General features: G+C 63.7%; 15 protein-coding genes. 4 read left to right on the top strand and 11 right to left on the bottom strand.

The window, feature by feature from the left end:
• The first annotated feature begins 135 nt into the window (after positions 1–135).
• Genes NA619_RS18470 through NA619_RS18480 form a run of 3 tightly spaced genes read left to right on the top strand, consistent with a single transcriptional unit; the run spans position 136 to position 3,691 of the window.
• Complete coding sequence (locus tag NA619_RS18470; RefSeq protein WP_255963263.1) at positions 136–2,346, top strand: TonB-dependent receptor; 2,211 nt, start codon at positions 136–138, stop codon at positions 2,344–2,346.
• Complete coding sequence (locus tag NA619_RS18475) at positions 2,346–3,473, top strand: PepSY-associated TM helix domain-containing protein (protein WP_255963264.1); 1,128 nt, start codon at positions 2,346–2,348, stop codon at positions 3,471–3,473. The genes NA619_RS18470 and NA619_RS18475 overlap by 1 nt, the downstream gene beginning before the upstream one ends.
• Positions 3,470–3,691 carry a hypothetical protein gene (locus NA619_RS18480; RefSeq protein WP_255963265.1) on the top strand — a complete coding sequence of 74 codons (222 nt, stop codon included), beginning with the start codon at positions 3,470–3,472 and terminating at the stop codon, positions 3,689–3,691. Before NA619_RS18475 ends, NA619_RS18480 begins: the two co-directional genes overlap by 4 nt.
• On the opposite strand, the gene NA619_RS18485 is transcribed toward NA619_RS18480, so the two are convergent.
• Entirely contained in the window at positions 3,654–6,515 is a 2,862-nt protein-coding gene (locus NA619_RS18485; RefSeq protein WP_423836849.1) for a response regulator, read from the bottom strand. The two genes, NA619_RS18480 and NA619_RS18485, sit on opposite strands and share 38 nt — an antisense overlap.
• 8 nt (positions 6,516–6,523) lie before the next feature.
• Complete coding sequence (locus NA619_RS18490; protein ID WP_255963266.1) at positions 6,524–7,687, bottom strand: acyl-CoA dehydrogenase family protein; 1,164 nt, start codon at positions 7,685–7,687, stop codon at positions 6,524–6,526.
• Positions 7,688–7,881: 194 nt separating this feature from the next.
• Between NA619_RS18490 and NA619_RS18495 the strand changes: the two genes are divergently transcribed.
• Positions 7,882–9,060: a lactonase family protein gene (locus NA619_RS18495; RefSeq protein ID WP_255963267.1), complete on the top strand. Its 1,179-nt coding sequence runs from the start codon at positions 7,882–7,884 to the stop codon at positions 9,058–9,060.
• A 24-nt stretch (positions 9,061–9,084) separates the two neighbouring features.
• Here NA619_RS18495 and NA619_RS18500 read toward each other — a convergent pair whose 3' ends face one another.
• From NA619_RS18500 to flgE, 9 genes are all read right to left on the bottom strand, one after another.
• Positions 9,085–10,116, bottom strand: coding sequence for a hypothetical protein (locus NA619_RS18500; protein ID WP_255963268.1), 1,032 nt, complete (start codon positions 10,114–10,116; stop codon positions 9,085–9,087).
• A gap of 14 nt (positions 10,117–10,130) precedes the next feature.
• Positions 10,131–11,045: a flagellar hook-associated protein FlgL gene (flgL, locus tag NA619_RS18505; protein ID WP_255963269.1), complete on the bottom strand. Its 915-nt coding sequence runs from the start codon at positions 11,043–11,045 to the stop codon at positions 10,131–10,133.
• 38 nt (positions 11,046–11,083) lie between these two features.
• Positions 11,084–12,451, bottom strand: a complete 1,368-nt coding sequence (gene flgK, locus NA619_RS18510; protein ID WP_255963270.1) for a flagellar hook-associated protein FlgK — start codon at positions 12,449–12,451, stop codon at positions 11,084–11,086.
• Entirely contained in the window at positions 12,448–13,476 is a 1,029-nt protein-coding gene (locus tag NA619_RS18515; RefSeq protein WP_255963271.1) for a transglycosylase SLT domain-containing protein, read from the bottom strand. Before NA619_RS18515 ends, flgK begins: the two co-directional genes overlap by 4 nt.
• 68 nt (positions 13,477–13,544) lie before the next feature.
• Positions 13,545–14,642, bottom strand: coding sequence for a flagellar basal body P-ring protein FlgI (locus tag NA619_RS18520; RefSeq protein ID WP_179485182.1), 1,098 nt, complete (start codon positions 14,640–14,642; stop codon positions 13,545–13,547).
• A 27-nt stretch (positions 14,643–14,669) separates the two neighbouring features.
• Positions 14,670–15,332 carry a flagellar basal body L-ring protein FlgH gene (gene flgH / locus NA619_RS18525; protein ID WP_102837134.1) on the bottom strand — a complete coding sequence of 221 codons (663 nt, stop codon included), beginning with the start codon at positions 15,330–15,332 and terminating at the stop codon, positions 14,670–14,672.
• Positions 15,333–15,340: 8 nt separating this feature from the next.
• On the bottom strand, positions 15,341–16,126 hold the full coding sequence (flgG, locus tag NA619_RS18530) for a flagellar basal-body rod protein FlgG (protein ID WP_019340569.1): 786 nt from the start codon (positions 16,124–16,126) through the stop codon (positions 15,341–15,343).
• Between the two features lie 14 nt (positions 16,127–16,140).
• Positions 16,141–16,866, bottom strand: coding sequence for a flagellar basal-body rod protein FlgF (gene flgF, locus NA619_RS18535; RefSeq protein ID WP_255963272.1), 726 nt, complete (start codon positions 16,864–16,866; stop codon positions 16,141–16,143).
• A gap of 9 nt (positions 16,867–16,875) precedes the next feature.
• Entirely contained in the window at positions 16,876–18,063 is a 1,188-nt protein-coding gene (gene flgE, locus NA619_RS18540; RefSeq protein ID WP_255963273.1) for a flagellar hook protein FlgE, read from the bottom strand.
• Between the last annotated feature and the right edge of the window lie 46 nt (positions 18,064–18,109).

An 18,109-nucleotide genomic window follows, 5' to 3' on the forward strand; every position in this document is an offset into this window, starting at 1 on the left:
ACGCCGCCGGACAGAATACGGTTGCGAACTGTTATCTTTTAGATACGATAGTGGCTCTCGGATGGCACAGGCTCTCAACTGCTCTTCGCGCCATCATCCGCCATCCTCACAGTTCAACGTCCGGTCAGGTCCGCCATGTCTACTCTTCGCTTTTCGCGTAAATCTGCACTGCTGCCCGTTTGCCTTGCCGCCAGTTTCTCTGGCTCGCCGCTCATGGCTCAAGAAGTCGAAAGCCAAGCTCAGGGGGCAGCAGCTGAACCGGTTGAATTGCAATCGGTGGAGATCACCGCCAGCGCCGACGCCTCGGCCGACGGTCTGACCCAACCCTACGCAGGCGAGCAGGTGGCCCGTGGTGGGCGAGTAGGGATTCTGGGCAACCGTGACTACATGGAAACCCCGTTCACCTCGACGTCCTACACCTCGCAGCTGATCCAGGATCAGCAGGCGCGTAGTGTGTCGGACGTGCTCCAGAACGACCCGTCGGTGCGCGTCGCACGCGGCTTCGGCAACTTCCAGGAGGTGTACGTGGTACGGGGCTTCCCGGTGTATTCCGACGACATCTCCTACAACGGGCTCTACGGCCTGCTGCCGCGCCAGTACGTGGCTGCCGAGTTCATCGAGCGCGTGGAAGTGTTCCGCGGTGCGAACACTTTCCTCAATGGCGCCGCGCCAGGTGGCAGTGGCATTGGCGGTGCGATCAACATCCTGCCCAAGCGCGCGCCGAACGAGCCGCTGACGCGCCTGACGCTTGGCGCCGAGAACGGTGGCCAGGCGATGACCCATGCCGACATCGCCCGCCGTTTCGGCGAAGAGGATCGCTTCGGCGTGCGCCTGAACGCGGCCAAGCGCGCCGGCGAGACCACGGTCGAAGACGAGGACCGCACGCTCGACATGTTCGCCCTCGGCCTCGATTACCAGGGCGAAAATTTCCGCCTCTCCAGTGACATCGGTCACCAGTACCACTTCATCGACCAGCCACGGCCGAACGTCACGCCCAGCGGTGGCGTGCCCAGCGCACCAGATGCCGACGACAATTTCGCCCAATCCTGGACCTACTCGAAGGAAAAGCAGACCTTCGGCACCTTCCGCGCCGAATACGACTTCTCGGACGCCGTGACGGGCTGGCTGGCGGCCGGCATACGTGAAGGCGAAGAGCAGAACCGGTTGGCCAACCCGAGGGCTACAGCTTCGGGCGTTACCTCGGCCTACCGCTTCGACAACATCCGTGAGGAAGAGGTGTTCACGAGCGAAGTGGGCGTTCGGGCGCGCACCTTTACCGGCCCGGTATCCCACGAGCTGGTGATGTCGGCGGCGATGTTCGATATCGAGGCTCGCAATGCTTATGCATTTTCCAGCTTCGCCGGTTTCGCTGGTGACTTGAACGATCCCTACGATGCAGCCATGCCCGCGGCCGATGCCCTTATAGGCGGCTCGATGTCCGATCCCCATGTGACCGAGCGTACCCACACGCAAAGCCTGGCGATTGCCGACACGCTCGGTTTCATGGACGACCGCCTCTTGGTAACCCTCGGCGCCCGTCGTCAGGGCATTGAAGCCAAGGCCTATGATTACAACAGCGGCAATCGCCTGTCCTCCTACAACCGCTACAAGACCAGCCCGGTCGCTGGCGTGGTGTATCAGCTGTCCGACGATCTGTCGGTCTATGCCAATTACATTGAAGGATTGGTCAAGGGCGACATCGCCCCAGCCAACAGCGGCGGCGTTGCGATCAGCAATCCCGGCGACGCTCTGCAGCCCTACGTCTCTGAACAGACCGAGGTAGGCATCAAGTACGACGGGGGCCACCTGGGCGGAAGCTTGGCGTTGTTCACCACCGACCGGCCATTCAGCACTGTGGAAAACGCCGTATTCACCGACGGCGGCGAACAGCGCAATCGCGGTATAGAGCTTTCGGTGTTCGGCGAGCCGACCTATGGTGTGCGACTGCTCGGCGGTCTGACCCTACTCGATGGCGAGCTGGCCAGTACCGAGAATGGCGTCAACGAGGGTAATCGTGCGATCGGCGTCCCACGCACCCAGGCCAATGTGGGCGGCGAATGGGATGTGCCGGGCCTGGACGGTCTCACCCTGACCAGCCGGGTGATCTATACCGGCCGGCAGTACGCCGACGCTGCGAATGATCTGGAAGTGCCCGCCTGGACCCGCTTCGACCTAGGCGCCCGCTACCGCATGGTCGTCGAGGATCGCGACGTGACCTTGCGCGCGCGACTGGACAACGTTACCGGCCGCGACTACTGGGCCTCGGCCGGCGGCTACGCTGATCAGGGCTACCTCGTCCTTGGCACCCCACGCACGCTCTCGGTCAGCGCCACGGTCGACTTCTGATGCAGGCAGTCAACCTGCGGCGGTGGGGCTGGGTCCACAAGTGGTCCAGCCTCGTCTCTACGCTGTTCATCCTAATGTTGTGCCTGACCGGTCTGCCGCTGGTGTTTTCGCATGAGATCGAGCACTTGGCCGGCGACGAGATCGAAGCGCCGGCGATGCCCGAAGGCACACCGCGCGCTTCAGTGGACCAGGTCGCCGCCAAGGCGGTCGAGGCCTATCAGGGGCTGGTGCCGCTGTATTTCTTCGCTGAAGAAGACGAGCCGGACGTCTGGTACGTCAAGCTCGATACCCGAGTTGATACGGACGAGAGTGAATCGACGCTAATCCTCTCCGATGCCCGCACCGCCGAGGTACTCGGCGCGCCGAACTTCGACGAAGGCTTCATGAGCGTGATGTACCGCCTGCACGTCGACCTCTACGCGGGGCTGGCCGGCAAGCTGTTTCTCGGAGCCATGGGGCTGCTGCTGATGGTGGCGATCATCTCCGGCGTGGTGCTCTACGCGCCGTTCATGCGCAAGCTGCGCTTCGGCGAGGTGCGTCAGGAACGCACTGCACGCACCCGCTGGTTGGATCTGCACAACCTGCTCGGCATCGTCACCCTGGTGTGGGCCTTGGCGGTTGGTTTCACCGGGGTGATCAATACCTGGGCGGATCTGATTTTTGAGGCCTGGCAGGCCGAACAGGTCGCCGCGCTGCAGGCCGGTGAAACGCGGGTACTGCTGGCCACCGATGCCAGTGACGCGCCAGCCGCTGATGGCTCCTTGCAGACTGCGGTCGATCGCGTGCTGGCTGCGGCGCCGGACATGGCTGTGTCGATGATTGCCTACCCCGGCACACTGCGCGCCACGCCGGAGCACGTCGCGGTGATCCTGCGCGGCGACACGCCGCTGACTTCCCGCCTGACCCAGGCGCTGCTGGTCGATCCGGCCAATGGCGAGGTGCTCGAAGCCGGCGCCCGGCCCTGGTACGTCACTGCGCTGCAGCTCTCAGAACCGTTGCACTTCGGTGACTACGGCGGCCTGCCGCTCAAGTTCCTGTGGGGACTGCTGGATATCCTCACTATCGTCGTGCTGGGCAGCGGCCTGTACTTGTGGATCAAGCGCGGCACGACGGAGGTACGCTCATGATGCGCATCTGGCTGTGGCCGGTGCTGATCGGCGTGGTGTCCACCTTCGGGCTGATCGCCGGACTGGTGTCCGAAGGCGCGGGCGACTGGCTGAGCTGGCTGGCCCTGGCGGCGCCTATCGCCATCGGCCTGCATGGGTTATCACGCAGCGGCGCCCGCCCACAGGCGCACGGCGGCAATCTTACGGCTGTAGGATCTCGGCGAGCTGGTCGAAGCTGAACGGCTTGGGCAGAGAGCGGGCGGACAGCTCGCTCTCGATCACGCCATCACCCGAGACGAACACCACGCGCAGTTCTGGCTGCGCCTGAAGTGCCAGCGCGGCGAACTCGCGGCCGGACATGCCGGGCAAGTTCAGGTCCACCAGCAAGTAGTCGAAGTGTGCTTGTTCCAGCGCGCCAGCCGCTTCTTCGGCGCTGGGAAAACCAACCGCGACGACGCCCAGTTCCTCGAGCATTTCGCAGGTCAGCGAGAGCAATTGCAGCTGATCCTCGATGACCAACGCGCTGCGTCGGGACGGCACGCCGCTACCTTCGGGCTCGGCGTCCGGGAGCATCGGCCGCTCACGCTCACCCAGCAATTGGCGGATCTTGCGCGCCAGGTCTTCCTGACGATAAGGCTTGCTCAGCAACTCCACGCCGGCATCCAGTTTGCCGCCATGGACGATGGCGTTGCGGGTGTAGCCCGAGGTAAACAGTACGGCGATGTCCGGCAACAGCAGCTTCGCCTGGCGTACCAGCTCTGTGCTGCTGAGCTTGCCGGGCATGACCACGTCGGTGAACAGCAGGTCGATGGCCATGCCGCTCTGCAGGATGCTCAACGCACTCTGCGCATCGTTGGCCCTCAGCACGCGATAGCCCAGGCCGGACAGCAGTTCGATGACGGTTGCCTGTACCGCCAGGTCGTCCTCGACCACCAGGATCGTCTCGGTGCCACCTACCGCGGGTCCAACGGGAAGCGTCACGGCGACCACTTCCGGTTGGTCAGTGCGCGGCAGGTAGAGCTTGACCGTGGTGCCGCTGCCTAACTCGCTGTAGAGCCGGATATGCCCGCCGCTCTGCTTGGCGAACCCGTAGGCCATGCTCAGCCCGAGCCCGGTGCCCTCGCCCTCCGGCTTGGTGGTGTAGAAAGGTTCGAAGGCGCGCTCGGCGGTCTGATCGGTCATGCCAGTGCCGGTGTCCGATACTGCCAACATCACGTACTGGCCGGGTTCGACGTCAATCTGGGTTTGCGCATAAAACTCGTCGAGCATGGCATTGCTCAGTTCGAGGGTCAGCTTGCCGCCATTGCCCATGGCGTCGCGGGCGTTGATGGCCAGGTTCAGCAGCACGTTTTCCAGCTGATTGGGATCGACCATGGTGGTCCAGAGACCGCCGGCCACGATGGTCTCGATTTCCACCATTTCGCCCAGCGCCTGGCGCAACAGCTCGTCCATGTTGCGCAGCAAACGGCCGAGGTTGGTAGGCATCGGCCGCAACGGTTGCCGGCGCGCAAAGGCGAGCAATTCGGCCGCCAGTTTGGCCCCGCGATCAACGGCATGGGCCGCGGCGTCCAGCCGGTTCGCCGGGACTTGCGCCTGGAACAGCATCGGACGCAATAGCTGCAGGTTGCCAGCGATAACCTGCAACACGTTGTTGAAGTCGTGAGCGACGCCGCCGGTGAGCTTGCCGATGGCTTCGAGTTTCTGCGACTGGTACAGCGCCTGCCGGCTCTGCTCGAGTTCGCGGGTGCGCTCGTTGACCAGTTGCAGCAGATTGTCCTGCGACTGTTGCAGCGCCTGCTGGGCGAGGATCTGCTGGGTGACATCGTGGCCCTGGCAGAAGATGCCGGTGAGCTGGCCGTGCTCGGTCAGCACGGGCTGGAAAATGAAATCGACGAATCGTCGCTCGGTCTGCTCATCCTTACGCCGGCTGACCAGCACCGGCGTGCTGCGTCCCACGTAGGGCCGCCGGGTGATATAGACCTGCTGCAGCAGCAGGGCCAGATCCTGGCCTTCGATCCGAGGGAACGCCTGGGTGGCCGGCTTGCCGACGACGTCGCGCTGCCCGATCAGTTGATGAAAGGCCCGGTTGGCAATCTCCACCACATGATCGGCGCCCTGGGTGATCACGATGAAGCCCGGCGCCTGATCGAACAGCCGGTGCAGGTGCTGGCGCTCTTCGGTCAGTGCCCGGCCGCGCTCAGCCGTTGCACGCCGCTCGGCAGTCTGAGCGGTGATGTCGCGTATGTTCAGCGACACCCCGATGATCTGCTGTTCACCATCGCGCACGGCCGAACCGATCAGTTCCAGCATCAGCTCGGTGTCATCGATTGTGCAGCCATGCTCGAGCGACAGTGGGCCCGCGCCGTCGAGAACCCGCTCCATCTCGGTCTGCAATTGCTGCGACCAGAACGGCAACTGTCGCACCGTGAGCCTTACAGCATCGCGTATGGGCAGCTGGAACAACTCCTTGGCGCCTGCGCTCCAGTAGAGCACCGCCAGGCTTGCGTCGAGCCCGACGATGGCATCCGGTGCGGCATCGATGAAGTGGTGGAGGTAGTAGTCGGCATCCAGCCGGCGCCGTGCGCGACCTGTGTGCAAGCCGTGCGGCGCGCTGATGGTGGCATTGGCCTGATCCAGCGTCGTGCGCAGACGTTGCCGCCGCCGGGTCGCGGCGAGGGCCTGAATGACGTCTCGCTCGAGCAGCGCCGGCTCCATCTCGACGATGGACCAGTGCGAACCGATGAGCAGCGCGATGCCCAGATCGCGGCGCAACTGTTCGAGCTCACCGACGCGGCAGAGAAACATCAGTTCGCAATCGCGCCAATAGCTCCGTATGGCCCTGGCAGTCGCCAGGGGCCGGTGCACGCCGGGCGCCAGCAGCAGGAGCGCGGGCTCGGCGTAAGCGTTGAGTGCGGCAACCGAGCCGGCGAGCACGGTCTCGCTGATAACCTCAAGCTCCAGCCCTCGCTCCATGGCAAGGTCTTGCAGCAACTGCTGCGGCTCGTCTGCCTGAGCGCCGTCCGCATCTATGGCGGCGATCAGAACAATCGAGTCGATGTTCACAGGCAGGCTCAAAGCAGCGGCAAACCGAGCAAGCTGCGCCCGGTCCACTGCTTCAGCAAATCGGTGGTCGGGCTCATGACGTGAGCGGCACGTGCGTCGCGCAGCACCTGCGCGATCCGGCTGTTGTCGCGGTAAGCGGCACCGCCGCAGATGGTCATCGTCTCATTGGCGAGCCACACGGCCGTTTCGCCGGCGTCCGCCTTGCACGAGAGTATCCAGGGCAGCGCATCGGGATGGCCCGTGTCGCCGCGACGGCCGGCCTCGCGTATCAGCGCGCGGGTTTTCTCCACCGCCGTCCACATCTCGGCGTAGCGCACCTGCAGGCTCTCCACATCCCGCAGCGATTCGCCGGAATGGCTATAGCGTCGAGCACGAAGGTGTTCACCGGCGGCGTCCAGCGCGGCCTGAGCGAGGCCCAGGTAGGTGCCGGCCATGGCCATGAGGAAGAACGGCGCCACCACTTCGAACACGTACCAGACCTGATCGCCCTTCTCGCCCAGCAGGTTCTCCTGGGGCACGCGGGTCTGCTCCAGGCGCATCGGCCGGGACGAGTTGCCGCGCATGCCGAAACCTTTCCAGTGATCGAGCCAGGTCACGCCATGTGCATCCCGGTCGACGATCACGCAGCTGAAGTCGCCGGAATCGCCCTGATCATCGCGAGCCACGGTCGAAACGACGTAGGAATCGGCCTGTCCGCCATTGGTCACGAACTGCTTGGTGCCACTGAGTCGAAAGCCGTCGGCCTCAATATCGAGAGTGGTTTCTGGCAGGTAGAAATGCGCGCCGGAGCCGTGCTCGGACAGCGCCAGCGTCGTGATGTGGCGGCCTTCAGCGATCTCGCGCAGATACCGCTGCTGCTGAAACTCGGTGGCCTTGGCGGCAATGACCGCGGTGCCCACGCAATGCATGCCGAAACACAGCGCCGAGGACGGGCAGGCAGCGGCAATGGTTTCAGTGATGACACTCAATCCGAGCAGCCCCTGGCCGTGACCGCCGAGCGCTTCGGGCACCATCAATCCCAACAGACCGGCTTCGCCCAATGCTTTCATGGAATGCGCAGGCCATTGGCTGGTCTCATCGACAAGCGAGGCCTGGGGCGCGATTCGCGCCTCAACCAGAGCGGCGGTGATTTCCTGCAGCGATCTGAGTCGAGCGGGTAACTGGTGATCCATGTCGAGCAGCCACGCTAATGAACGGTGAGAAAAATGACGCTGACGCGGTGCATCCGTCTTGATGGTAGACAGGCAGATGAAGGAATGCGGCAGTTCGACGCAGTGTATGCGCAATTCACCAAAGCATGGGGAACCGGAACCGGGCCAGACCATTCAGCACAAACAAGAACAGCAGCCCACGGAGCAACAAGGCCATGCGCCACCTATTACGAGTTCGTCACGGCATCGCCGCGGCCCTATTGGCATTCAGCACCACGGGAGCAGCAGCACCCATGTATCAAGTACTGATCGGCAGCTACACCAGCGAAGGCGATAGCGAAGGCATCTACCGCATGCAGTTCGACGCCGAACGCGGCTACCTCGAACCACAGCCGCTGCAGGTGATGCGCACCCACAATCCGTCCTGGCTGACGCTGGACCTCACCCGTAACCGGCTCTATGCGGCGAACGAGAACGGTCCCGGTCACCCCGACCCGGTGGGCCGCGTCAGCGCATTCATGATTGCAGCGGCCAGCGGCAAGCTTTCGGCGCTGGCCCAGCAGGTCACCCTCGGCGACGAACCTACGCACCTGACCATGAGCCACGACGGCCGCTACCTGTTCGTCTCCAACTACGGCTCGCGGGCCAACCCCGGCGGCAGCCTTGCGGTAGTTCCGCTGGGCAAGGACGGCACGCTCTCGCCGGTGACCCAGATCGCCACACACAAGGCCAGCGAGAAACACCCGGAGCGTCAGCAATCAGCCCACGTCCATTCAGCGGTGATGTCGCCCGACGGCAAGACGCTGTTCGTCAGTGACCTGGGGGCGGACAAGATATTCGTCTACCGCTACGACCCGGGCAATGCCGAGCGCCCGCTGTCGCCCGCCGAGCCGGCCGCCATCAACCTGCCGGACGGCAGCGGCCCACGCCATCTGGCGTTCAGCCCGGACGGGCGCCAGGCATACGCGACATTGGAGTTGAGCGCGCAAGTGGCCCGCTTCGATCATGTCGACGGCACGCTGGTGCAGCGACAACTGGTGGATCTAGCTGCCGGCGGCGACACCAGCCAGCATTCGCCAGGCGCGATTCGTCCCTCGGCGGATGGCCGCTTCCTTTATGTGAGTGATCGCGCCGAGAAGAACCGCATCCTGGTGTACGCCATCGAGGAAAACGACAACCTGAGCGAGATCCAGGACCGGGCCAGCGAAGGTCGTGAGCCACGTGAATTCGCCATCGACCCGAGCGGGCGCTTCATGCTCATCGCCAACCAGAAGAGCGATGCCCTGGTGGTGCTGCAGCGCGACCCGGACAGCGGGCTGCTGGGCGAAACCCTGCAGACCCTGCCGATGGGCCGACCTTCGGATGTGAAGTTCATCGACCGCAGCGGGCTTTAGAAACCGCAGCCGCTGCGGGATGAATCAGGAAAGCAGGCTTACCACCGCGAAACGACTGATGGTGGCCTGCGCCACCACGGTCTGGGTGACCGCGGCGTAGCTGGTGGGGCTGCGCTGCATCAGATTGAAGACCGAGCGCGAGAAATCCATGGCCCATTGCTTCTCATCGGCATGCGCCTGGCGCGCCAGGAATTCGCGGATTTCCTTTTGCCGATTGCTCAGCTGTTCGCGCAGGGAGGTGACCTTGTCGAGCCCCGCTACCACCGAGTCGAGCAGTCGACGCAGCTCGCGGAACGAGTCCAGTTGCAGCTCTTCGGGAAAGCTCAGCAACTGATCTTCCTGGCTCTGCACGCGAACGTAACGGCCCTTGTCGAACAGCTTGCCCTCACCCTGCACGGCCAACTGATCCTTGAGCTTCTGCCAGTCGCCTTCACGCGCGGAGAAGCGGAGTTCGCCGTTGGCGTCCAGCTCAGCCCGAATGCCAGCCTGGCCCAGACTGCCATTGAAGCGCCGCAGGATCTGCTCGTCACTCATGTCATCGTCGAGCACCACGGCAACCGGCTCTGCCAGTTGACGTCCGCCGCTGAACAACAGGGTTTCGCGGCCCGACTGACGAATATTCTCCAGCGACTCCAGCCCCTGCAGACTGAAGCGGCTACGCACCGGCTCGGTCAGGCGCAGCTTGAGATTGGCGTCCAGTGAGTTGCCCGAGCGCAGGCTGCGCTCCTTGAGCAGCTCACCCACTTGCTGCACGGCCTGGCGGATGCTGTCCTCGCCATCAGGCTGCGGCGTGCTGATCTGCCGGCTGAGGCTGAGCTTGAGTTGCGACAGTCGGGTTTGCAGATCGCCGAGGTAGCTGTCCGCGGACTGCATGGACGACAGCTGCTGGTTGAGCTGCAGGCTGAAGCTGGTGCTCTTGCTGGTGGCCGTTTCGGTGTGTGGTGTTTCGGCCGGCGCACCGGCACGCAGCGACGCGGGTGCATCCCGCAGCAGCGCCTCGCGACGCTCCTGCGGGTTGATTGCGGAAACAGCGGGGAGCTGCTTGCCAATCTTCATTCACGCTACCTCGGTCAGAGCATGCCGAACAGCGACAGCCCGTTGATCTTCAAATAGGTTTTCTGCGTCGCCTGCAGCGACAGCTGATAGTTGTTCAGGTCGATACTGGCGGTCGCGTAATCGAGTTGCGAAAGCTCGCCCTCGATCTTCTTGTTCACCAGCGAGACATCTTCGTTGCTGTTCGACAGCAGCGTCAGGGTGTTCTGCCGCCCGCCCAGCTCCGAGACGGCGCCCAGCAGGTCGCCGTGGGTCTTGTCGAGGCTGGTCAGCGTAGCGGTGATCGATGCCTGTACCGCAGGATCGTTGGCGTCCAGTGCCGGGTCGGCGAGCATTTTCACCAACGCGTTGAGGTCGTTGAGCATGCCAACGCCGCCACCGAAGACCTGCGCGGCGGTGACATTCTCCTCGACCAGTACGCCATTGGCGACTGCCGCCTGGCGGTATTGATCGTTGCCGGTCAACTGGTAGCTCTCGGTCGCGGCATCGAAGGTGATCGCCGGACGATCACTAAGGGTGCCGGAGAACAGGTAGCGGCCTTCTTCATCGCGCACGTTGGCAAAGCTGAGGATGGTTCGTTCCAGATTGCCCATCTCGTTGGCAATGGCCGCCAGGTCTTCGCTGGTGTTGCTGCCGTTGGCCGCCCACAGCAGCAGGTCGCGCACGTTGAGCATGGTGTCCGAGGCGGCCTTGAGGTTGGCCTCCTGCTTGGAGAGGTTGCCGGAGACGTTGGCGATGCTGGTGCGGTACTGGGTCAGGGTCGCTTCTTCGCGCTCAATGCGCAGCACACGCACGGCGGAAATCGGGTCGTCGGAGGGCAGCAGCATGCGCTCGCCGGTGGCCATCTGCTGCATCAGCTTGCCGAGCTTTTCGGAGCTGGTATTCATCGAGCCGTGCATCATGGCGGTGATCTGGGCGTTGGAGATGCGCATGGTGTCTTTTCTCGTCAGTCGAGCCGGTAGTGACCGGCTCAGAACATCGCCAATACGGCGTTGAACAGATCGTTGGAAGTGCTGATGACCTTCATGTTGGCCTGATAGGCCTGCTCGTAGGCCATCAGGTTGACGGCTTCCTCGTCCAGATTCACCGCGCTGACGCTGTCACGCTGGGCCTGGGCTTGCGCCGTGACGGTGGTCGCTGCGCCGAGGTCGGCCTGATTCTGGCGGCTGGCGCTGGCAACACGACCGACCAGACCGGCGTAGGCGTCGTTGAGTGGCACGGTGTTGCCGGCAACCTGAATGCCGGCTGATTTCATTTCGAGCAGCGAAAGCAGCACCTTGTTGTTACCGACCTCTCCCGGCGCGGCGGAAAACGCCAGCTCCGATGCGCCGAGCGCGTTCACCGCAAGCATGCCGCTGGTACTGCCGGCGTTGTAGCTGAAGAGCGGTTGGCCGGGATTGCCATTGAGGTCGAAGCCACCGGCCAGCGTGTCGTTGACCAAGGTTGCGACGGCGGCCGCCATGTCATGCAGGTCCTGCTGAGCCGGGCGCAACGCGCCGTATTCCGTGTCGTAGAGGCCGCCCAGCGAACCGCCGAGGCCCTGATGATTCAACGGGAAGGTGGTCTTGGCGAAGACCAGAGTCATCTCCTGCTCACCGGCAACGTTTTCATTGACCTTCAGCTGTCCGGCGGTCGCACCGGCCACCAGCGGCTGACCATTGGCCAAGGACACACTGAGTGTCCCATCCGAGGCTTCCTGAACGCGGATGCCAACGCACTGGCTGAGGTCCTTCACCAAATTTTCGCGCGTATCGCGCAGGGTCGCGGTATCGCGTCCGGCCGATTCCATTTCGCGGATCTTGGCATTGAGCTCGGCAATGTTGCCGGACAGCCCGTTGATCTCGCTGGTCATCGCGACCCGCTGGCCCTGCAGGGCATTGAGCTGCGTACCGATGTTGCTGTTCAGCCCATTGAAGCGCTGGGCCAGCTGCTTGGCCTCGCCAATGATCTGCTGGCGCAGGGCGATGGATTCGGGGGTCGAGCTGGCTTCGCTGAGGGCGGCGAAGAAGTTGTCCAGGCCGACGCTGACGCTTGAGCCTTCGCTGTCGATCAGGCCTTCGAGGGCGGTCAGATACTGCTGGTTGGTATTGAAGTAGCTCTTGTCAGTAGTGGCGCGCCAGAGTTGCTGATTCTGGAAGTCGTTGGACAGCCGACGGATGCTGCTGACCTGCACGCCCCCACCGATGCTGACTGACGTCTGCCCGCCAAGTGACTTGAGGTCCGGCGTCAGACGGCTGAAGCCCGGCGTGTTGACGTTGGCAATGTTCTGCCCGGTCGCCGACAGGGCGATCTGCGAGGCGCGAACGCCGCTGTAGCCAATTTGACCAAGAATACTCACGACACGACTTCCTTCGGCTCGATCCGGATCGGTTGCGCGAACGCCACCGAGAGGCGGGCGCCAGAGACAACACTGCGCCCAGTAGAAAGAGCGACCGGATCGCCACTGGAATTAAGCGTCGTCGGCATGACAGGCGGAAAGGCCTGCAACTGGGCCCGCGGTTCGCTCGGCACCGGCGAGGCGGCACTGAGATCGTTGAGGATGTTGCGGGTGTAATTACGCGTCTCCGTAAAGGGGATCTTCTGCACCCACGCGCCGGTGCCGATTTCGCCCTTGCGCGGATCGCCATGGCTCTTCAGCCACTCATCCACCCGGCCGGGGCCGGCGTTATAGGCCGCCAGCGCCAGGGCCTGATGGCCGTCGTAGCGATCGAGCATCTTGTTCAGGTAGGCGCTGCCGAGGCGCTTGTTGTACTCGGCATCTGTGGTCAGCCGCGCTTCGCTGAACGGCAGACCCAATTCGGCGGCCATGTCCCGAGCCGTGCCGGGCATCAGCTGCATCAGGCCGCGAGCGCCTTTTGGCGAGACGGCGGCGATGTTGCCACTCGACTCATGCTTGATGACGCTGTCGACCAACGACTTGAAGCCCGCCTTGCCACTTTCCCAAGCGCTGTCCAGCGCATCGACGCCACGCTGCCAGGTGCCGCGAAGTGAGTGCTGTCCGCCACCTTGAATACCACTGCCCGAGTGCCCTGCCAGCGCAGTTGGCACCGGGGCGGTATTTACCGCGCCGCCACTGAGCTGCTGCACCAGCATGTCCGCAATCCCGGTCTGACGCTTGCCGGCCAGGGTATCGGCGAGCACTTCGTCGTAGAAATCGCGCATGGTGTCCAGCTCGCGGCTGCGCATGGGGTTGCCAGCGCCCAGCACATCGCCGGCTTTGCGCATCTGCTTGAGGATCTGCTGCAGGAACATCGCCTCGAACTGTTCGGCGACGACTTCCAGCTGCTGGCGCCGTGCCGCGGTCGGGCCATCGGCGCGGTTGCGCATGGAAGCGAGGTGTTGCGGAAGGGATACGATGCTCATGCGCCAAAACCTATTCAGAATCTGCTGCGGGTCCGACCTGCCGGCGGGCGGCCGGTACCGGTCCCTTGTTACATCACGATCAGTTCAGCGTTGAGCGCGCCAGCACGCTCCAGCGACTGCAGGATGCTCATCACGTCGTCAGGCGTGGCGCCAAGACTGTTGATGGTGTTGATGATGCTTTCCAGGCTCGCGCCTTCCGGCCACTTGAACATCGCCTTGCGATCCTGCTCGATGGCGACGTCCGACTGCGGCGTGACAACGGTTTCGCCACCCGCAAATGCATTCGGCTGACTGACCTGCGGCCGCTCGCTGATGGTCACGGTCAGGCTGCCATGGGCAACCGCTGCCGCTTTCACCCGCACACCCTGGCCGACCACCACCGTACCGGTGCGGCTGTTGAACACCACTTTTGGCCGGCTGCGTCCTTCCTCGACTTCCAAACGTTCGAGCATGGCCATGAAGCTCATGCGCTGGGTGCTGGTAACCGGCGCGCGGATCGAGACCTTGGTGGCGTTCAGTGCCGTAGCGGTGCCGGGACCGAAGTAGGCGTCAACGGCGTCGACGACACGGGTGACGGTCTGGAAGCTCGGCTGACGGACGTTGAGCATCACTTCGGCGCGTTCGGTGAAGTCGCTCGGGATCATCCGCTCGACCGTCGCTCCATTAGGAATCAGGCCGCTGTTAGACGTGTTGATCGCGACTTTGGAGCCGCTAGCGCCTTCGGCGTTGACGCCACCGACGATCACCGCGCCCTGGGCCAGCGCATAGATTTCGCCGTCGACACCCTGCAGCGGGGTCATCAGCAACTGGCCGCCGCGCAGGCTCTTGGCGTCGCCCAGCGAAGAAACCGTGACATCAACGGTCTGGCCGGCGCTGTAGGACGGCGGCACCGTGGCGGTGATGGTCACCGCAGCGACGTTCTTCAGCTTCGGGTCGACGTTCGGCGGCAGATTCACGCCGAACTGCTTGATCATGTTCGTCACCGACTGGCTGGTGAACTTGACCTGGTTCTTGTCGCCGGTGCCGTCGAGGCCCACGACCAGACCGTAGCCGATCAGCTGGTTGCCACGAATGCCCTCGACATCCACCAGGTCCATCAGCGGCACGGCCTGGGCCGGGAGTTGCCACAGCGCGACGGCGGCGAGAAACAGCTTGAGGGATCGCATCGGGCTAGTCATTCCAAGGGCCATCACTTAAAGAGGGAACAGTGGCGACGCGAAGAACCGCGTCAGCCAGCCGGCCGAATTGCTGTCGTTGAGCACACCACGACCCGCGTAAGAAATCTTCGCGTTGGCCACGCTCTGGGAGGACACCTGGTTGTAGCGGTTGATGTCATCGATGCGCACCAGCCCGGTCAGGCGGATGTACTCGTCGCCCTGGTTCAGGCGCAGGGCCTTTTCGCCCTTGATCTGCAAGGTGCCGTTGGGCAACACGCGATGCACGCTGACGGCAATGGAGCCGCGCAGGGTGTTCTGCTGCGAACTCTTGGCCGAGCCCTTGAACTCGCGTTCGCCGGAGGCCGAGGTTTCGACGTCCGGGTAGGTCTTGCCGAGAATGGTCGGCACGCCGATCCCAACGCTCGACTCCTTGCCGAAGCTGGTACCGGCGCTCTTGCTCGACTGGGTGGATTCGTCCAGCACCACGGTGAGGATGTCGCCGACCCGCACTGCGCGCTTGTCGCTGATCAGCGAGCCACTGTAACCGGAGCGGAACAGACCGCCACCGGTAGTCGGCGGCAGGCTGTAGTCCAGCTCCAGCGGCTCGTATTCGCTGGACGGCTCTTCCGGCAGCATCTCGTTGAAGCTGGCGCAGCCGCCAAGCAAGGCCAGCACGACGAGCAGAATGGGCGTACGCATCACTATTCTCAGACGGTCTGGTTGAGGAACTGCTGCATGCCGCTGGCGGCATCGAGCACCTTGGCGTTGGCCTCGTAGGCACGCTGGATGGCGATCATCGCCACCATGGCCTCGACAACCTGCACATTCGAGCCTTCAAGCACGCCCTGCTTGAGCTGGCCGAGGCCCTCTTCGCCCGGCACGCCTTCGACGGCTTCACCGCTGGCAACGCTTTCGCGATAGAGATTGCCGCCCAGCGCTTCCAGGCCACCCGGGTTGGTGAAGTTGACCAGCGTGATCTGACCCAGCTCGGACGGCAGGGTGTCACCCGGCAGAACAGCCGTAACGATGCCATCAGCGCCGACGGTGAAGCCGGTGCTGCCTTGCGGCACTTCGATGGCTGGCGTCAGCGGCAGGCCCTGTGCGTTGACCATCACGCCTTCGGCGTTGAGCTGAAACTGACCGTTCTCGGTGTAGAGAATGTCACCGTTGGGCGACTCGACCTGAAAGAAGCCACGCCCGACGATCGCCAGATCCATCGGCTGGCCGGTGGTCTGGATGCTGCCTTCGGTGAATACCTTCTGGGTGCCGGCGACGCGCACGCCGCTGCCCAGCTGAATGCCGGACGGCACGGTGTTGATCTCATCCGCCTGCGCGCCGGGCTGCTTTTCGATGCTGTAGAACAAGTCTTCGAAGACCGCGCGATCAGCCTTGAAGCCGTTGGTGTTGACGTTGGCCAGGTTGTTGGCGACGGTCGCCATGGCGGTGTCTTGTGCAGCCAGGCCGGTCTTGCTGACCCAAAGTGCGGAATTCATGCGTTATCTCCCGATCAGCTGCCGCGGATCATTCGGTTGCCGGCGTCGGAAAGGTCCTCGGCGGCTTTCATCATCTTTACCTGGGTTTCGAACAGGCGGTTGAGGCTCATCGTCGAGGCCAGCTCGTCGATGGCCGACACGTTGCTCGACTCCAGAAAGCCGCTGGCCAGGCGCACGTCTTCGCTCGGCGCGGCGGGCTCACCGTTGCGCGTGACCAGCAAGCCGGCCTCGTTCTTCATCAGGTCCGCAGCCGCGACGTCGACCAGGCGGATGCGGTCCACTTCGGCCATCATCCAGTCGCCCGGCGCCATGATCGACACGGTGCCGTCATTGCCGATCTCGACACGATCATGCTCGGGCAGCTCGATAGGCCCGCCTTCGCCCATGACAGCGCGACCGTTGAGGGTCAGGCCTTCGGCATCGATCTGCATGCTGCCCTGGCGCGTATAGGCCTCGCCGTCGCCATCCTGCAGGACGATCAGACCGGTGCCCTTGACCGCAAAATCCAGCTCGCGGCCGGTGGCCATCAGCGGCCCCGCAGCCATGCTCACGCCGTTGTTCTCGACCACCGCCATATGCCGGCTGTCGTAGCCGTGACCTTCCACCGCCACCGCCTGAGCACGTTCGAGGTCGGCACGAAAGCCCGGTGTGTTGACGTTGGCGAGGTTGTTGGAGCGCACCTGCAGCGACATCATCGTGCGGCTGGCAGCGGTCATCGCCGTGTATCCCAAACGATCCATGGATCAGCCTCAGAGCGCGTTGAACAGGACCTGGGTCAGTTCTTTGTTGGTGGAGATCACCTGGGTGTTGGCCTGGTAGTTACGCTGGCCTTCCATCAGGCCCACCAACTGCTGGGTGAGGTCCACGTTGGAGCTTTCCAGCGCGCCGCTGGCCAGGTTGCCGTACTGGCCGACACCCGGAGCACCGAGCATGGCCGCGCCGGAGGCGGCGGTTTCGGTCCAGGCGGTGCCGCTGATGTTCTTCAGGCCTTCAGCATTGACGAAATTGGCCAGCACGACCTGGCCCTGGAGCAGGCGCTCACCGTTGGAGTAGCTGGCGTAGACCTTGCCGTCCTTCTCGACGCTCATGCCGGTCTGCTCACCGGCCGAATAGCCGGTGGCGCGGTTGCTGGTCACGCTGAATTCGGAGCCGTACTGGCTGGTGCCGCTGTAATCGAGCTGGATGGCCAACGGGTCTACGCCGCCAGCCAGAGCAGCATTTATTGCCACCTTGCCGATGGGCGCGGCAAGTGTGCCGGCGCCGTCAAAGGTCAACGCTTGCGGGCCGGCAACGGCTGCACCGTCTACGTAGTAATGGGCGTTCCAGCTGTTGTCCGCCGTTTTGGCGAAGTACTGGGTCAGGGTGTGTTCCTTGCCCTGAGAGTCGTACAGCTTGGTGGTGTAAGTGGAGTTGTAGCTGTCGGCGACCAGCGGATCGAAAGCGACCGCTGGGACTTCCTGGTTGGCGTCGAGGTTGGCAACGAAGCTCAGCGCGTCGGTGGCCTTGGCAGGCAGGCCGCCGGCCTTCATCTGTAGGTCGCTGACCACGCCGGTCTGCAGGTTGCCAGTTGCATCGGCCGGATAACCTTGCAGGCGTTGGCCGAGGCTGTTGGTCAGGTAGCTGTCCCTGTCCGTGCCGAACACGCCGGCGCGGGTGTAGGCCACGTCACCATTGCTCGCGCGGGTTACGAAGAAGCCGCCGCCGGAAATGGCCAGGTCGAGGTTACGGTTGGTGGTGGTCAGGGCACCGCCCTGGCTGATGCTCTGGCTAGTGCCGGTGACTTCAACGCCCATGGCCTGGCTTTCGGCATAGAGGCTGCCGAAGTTAGTCCGCGAAGACTTGAAGCCGACGGTGCCGGAGTTGGCGATGTTGTTGCCGATGGTGTTGAGTTGTTCGTTGACGGCGGAGAGGCCGGTCAGGGCGATGTTGAAGCTCATGGGCTGATCTCGATACTTAAAGGGAAAAGAAAACTGGCGAGCCCTG

The sequence above is a fragment of the Stutzerimonas stutzeri genome (genome assembly GCF_024448895.1).
GTDB lineage: Bacteria > Pseudomonadota > Gammaproteobacteria > Pseudomonadales > Pseudomonadaceae > Stutzerimonas > Stutzerimonas stutzeri_Q.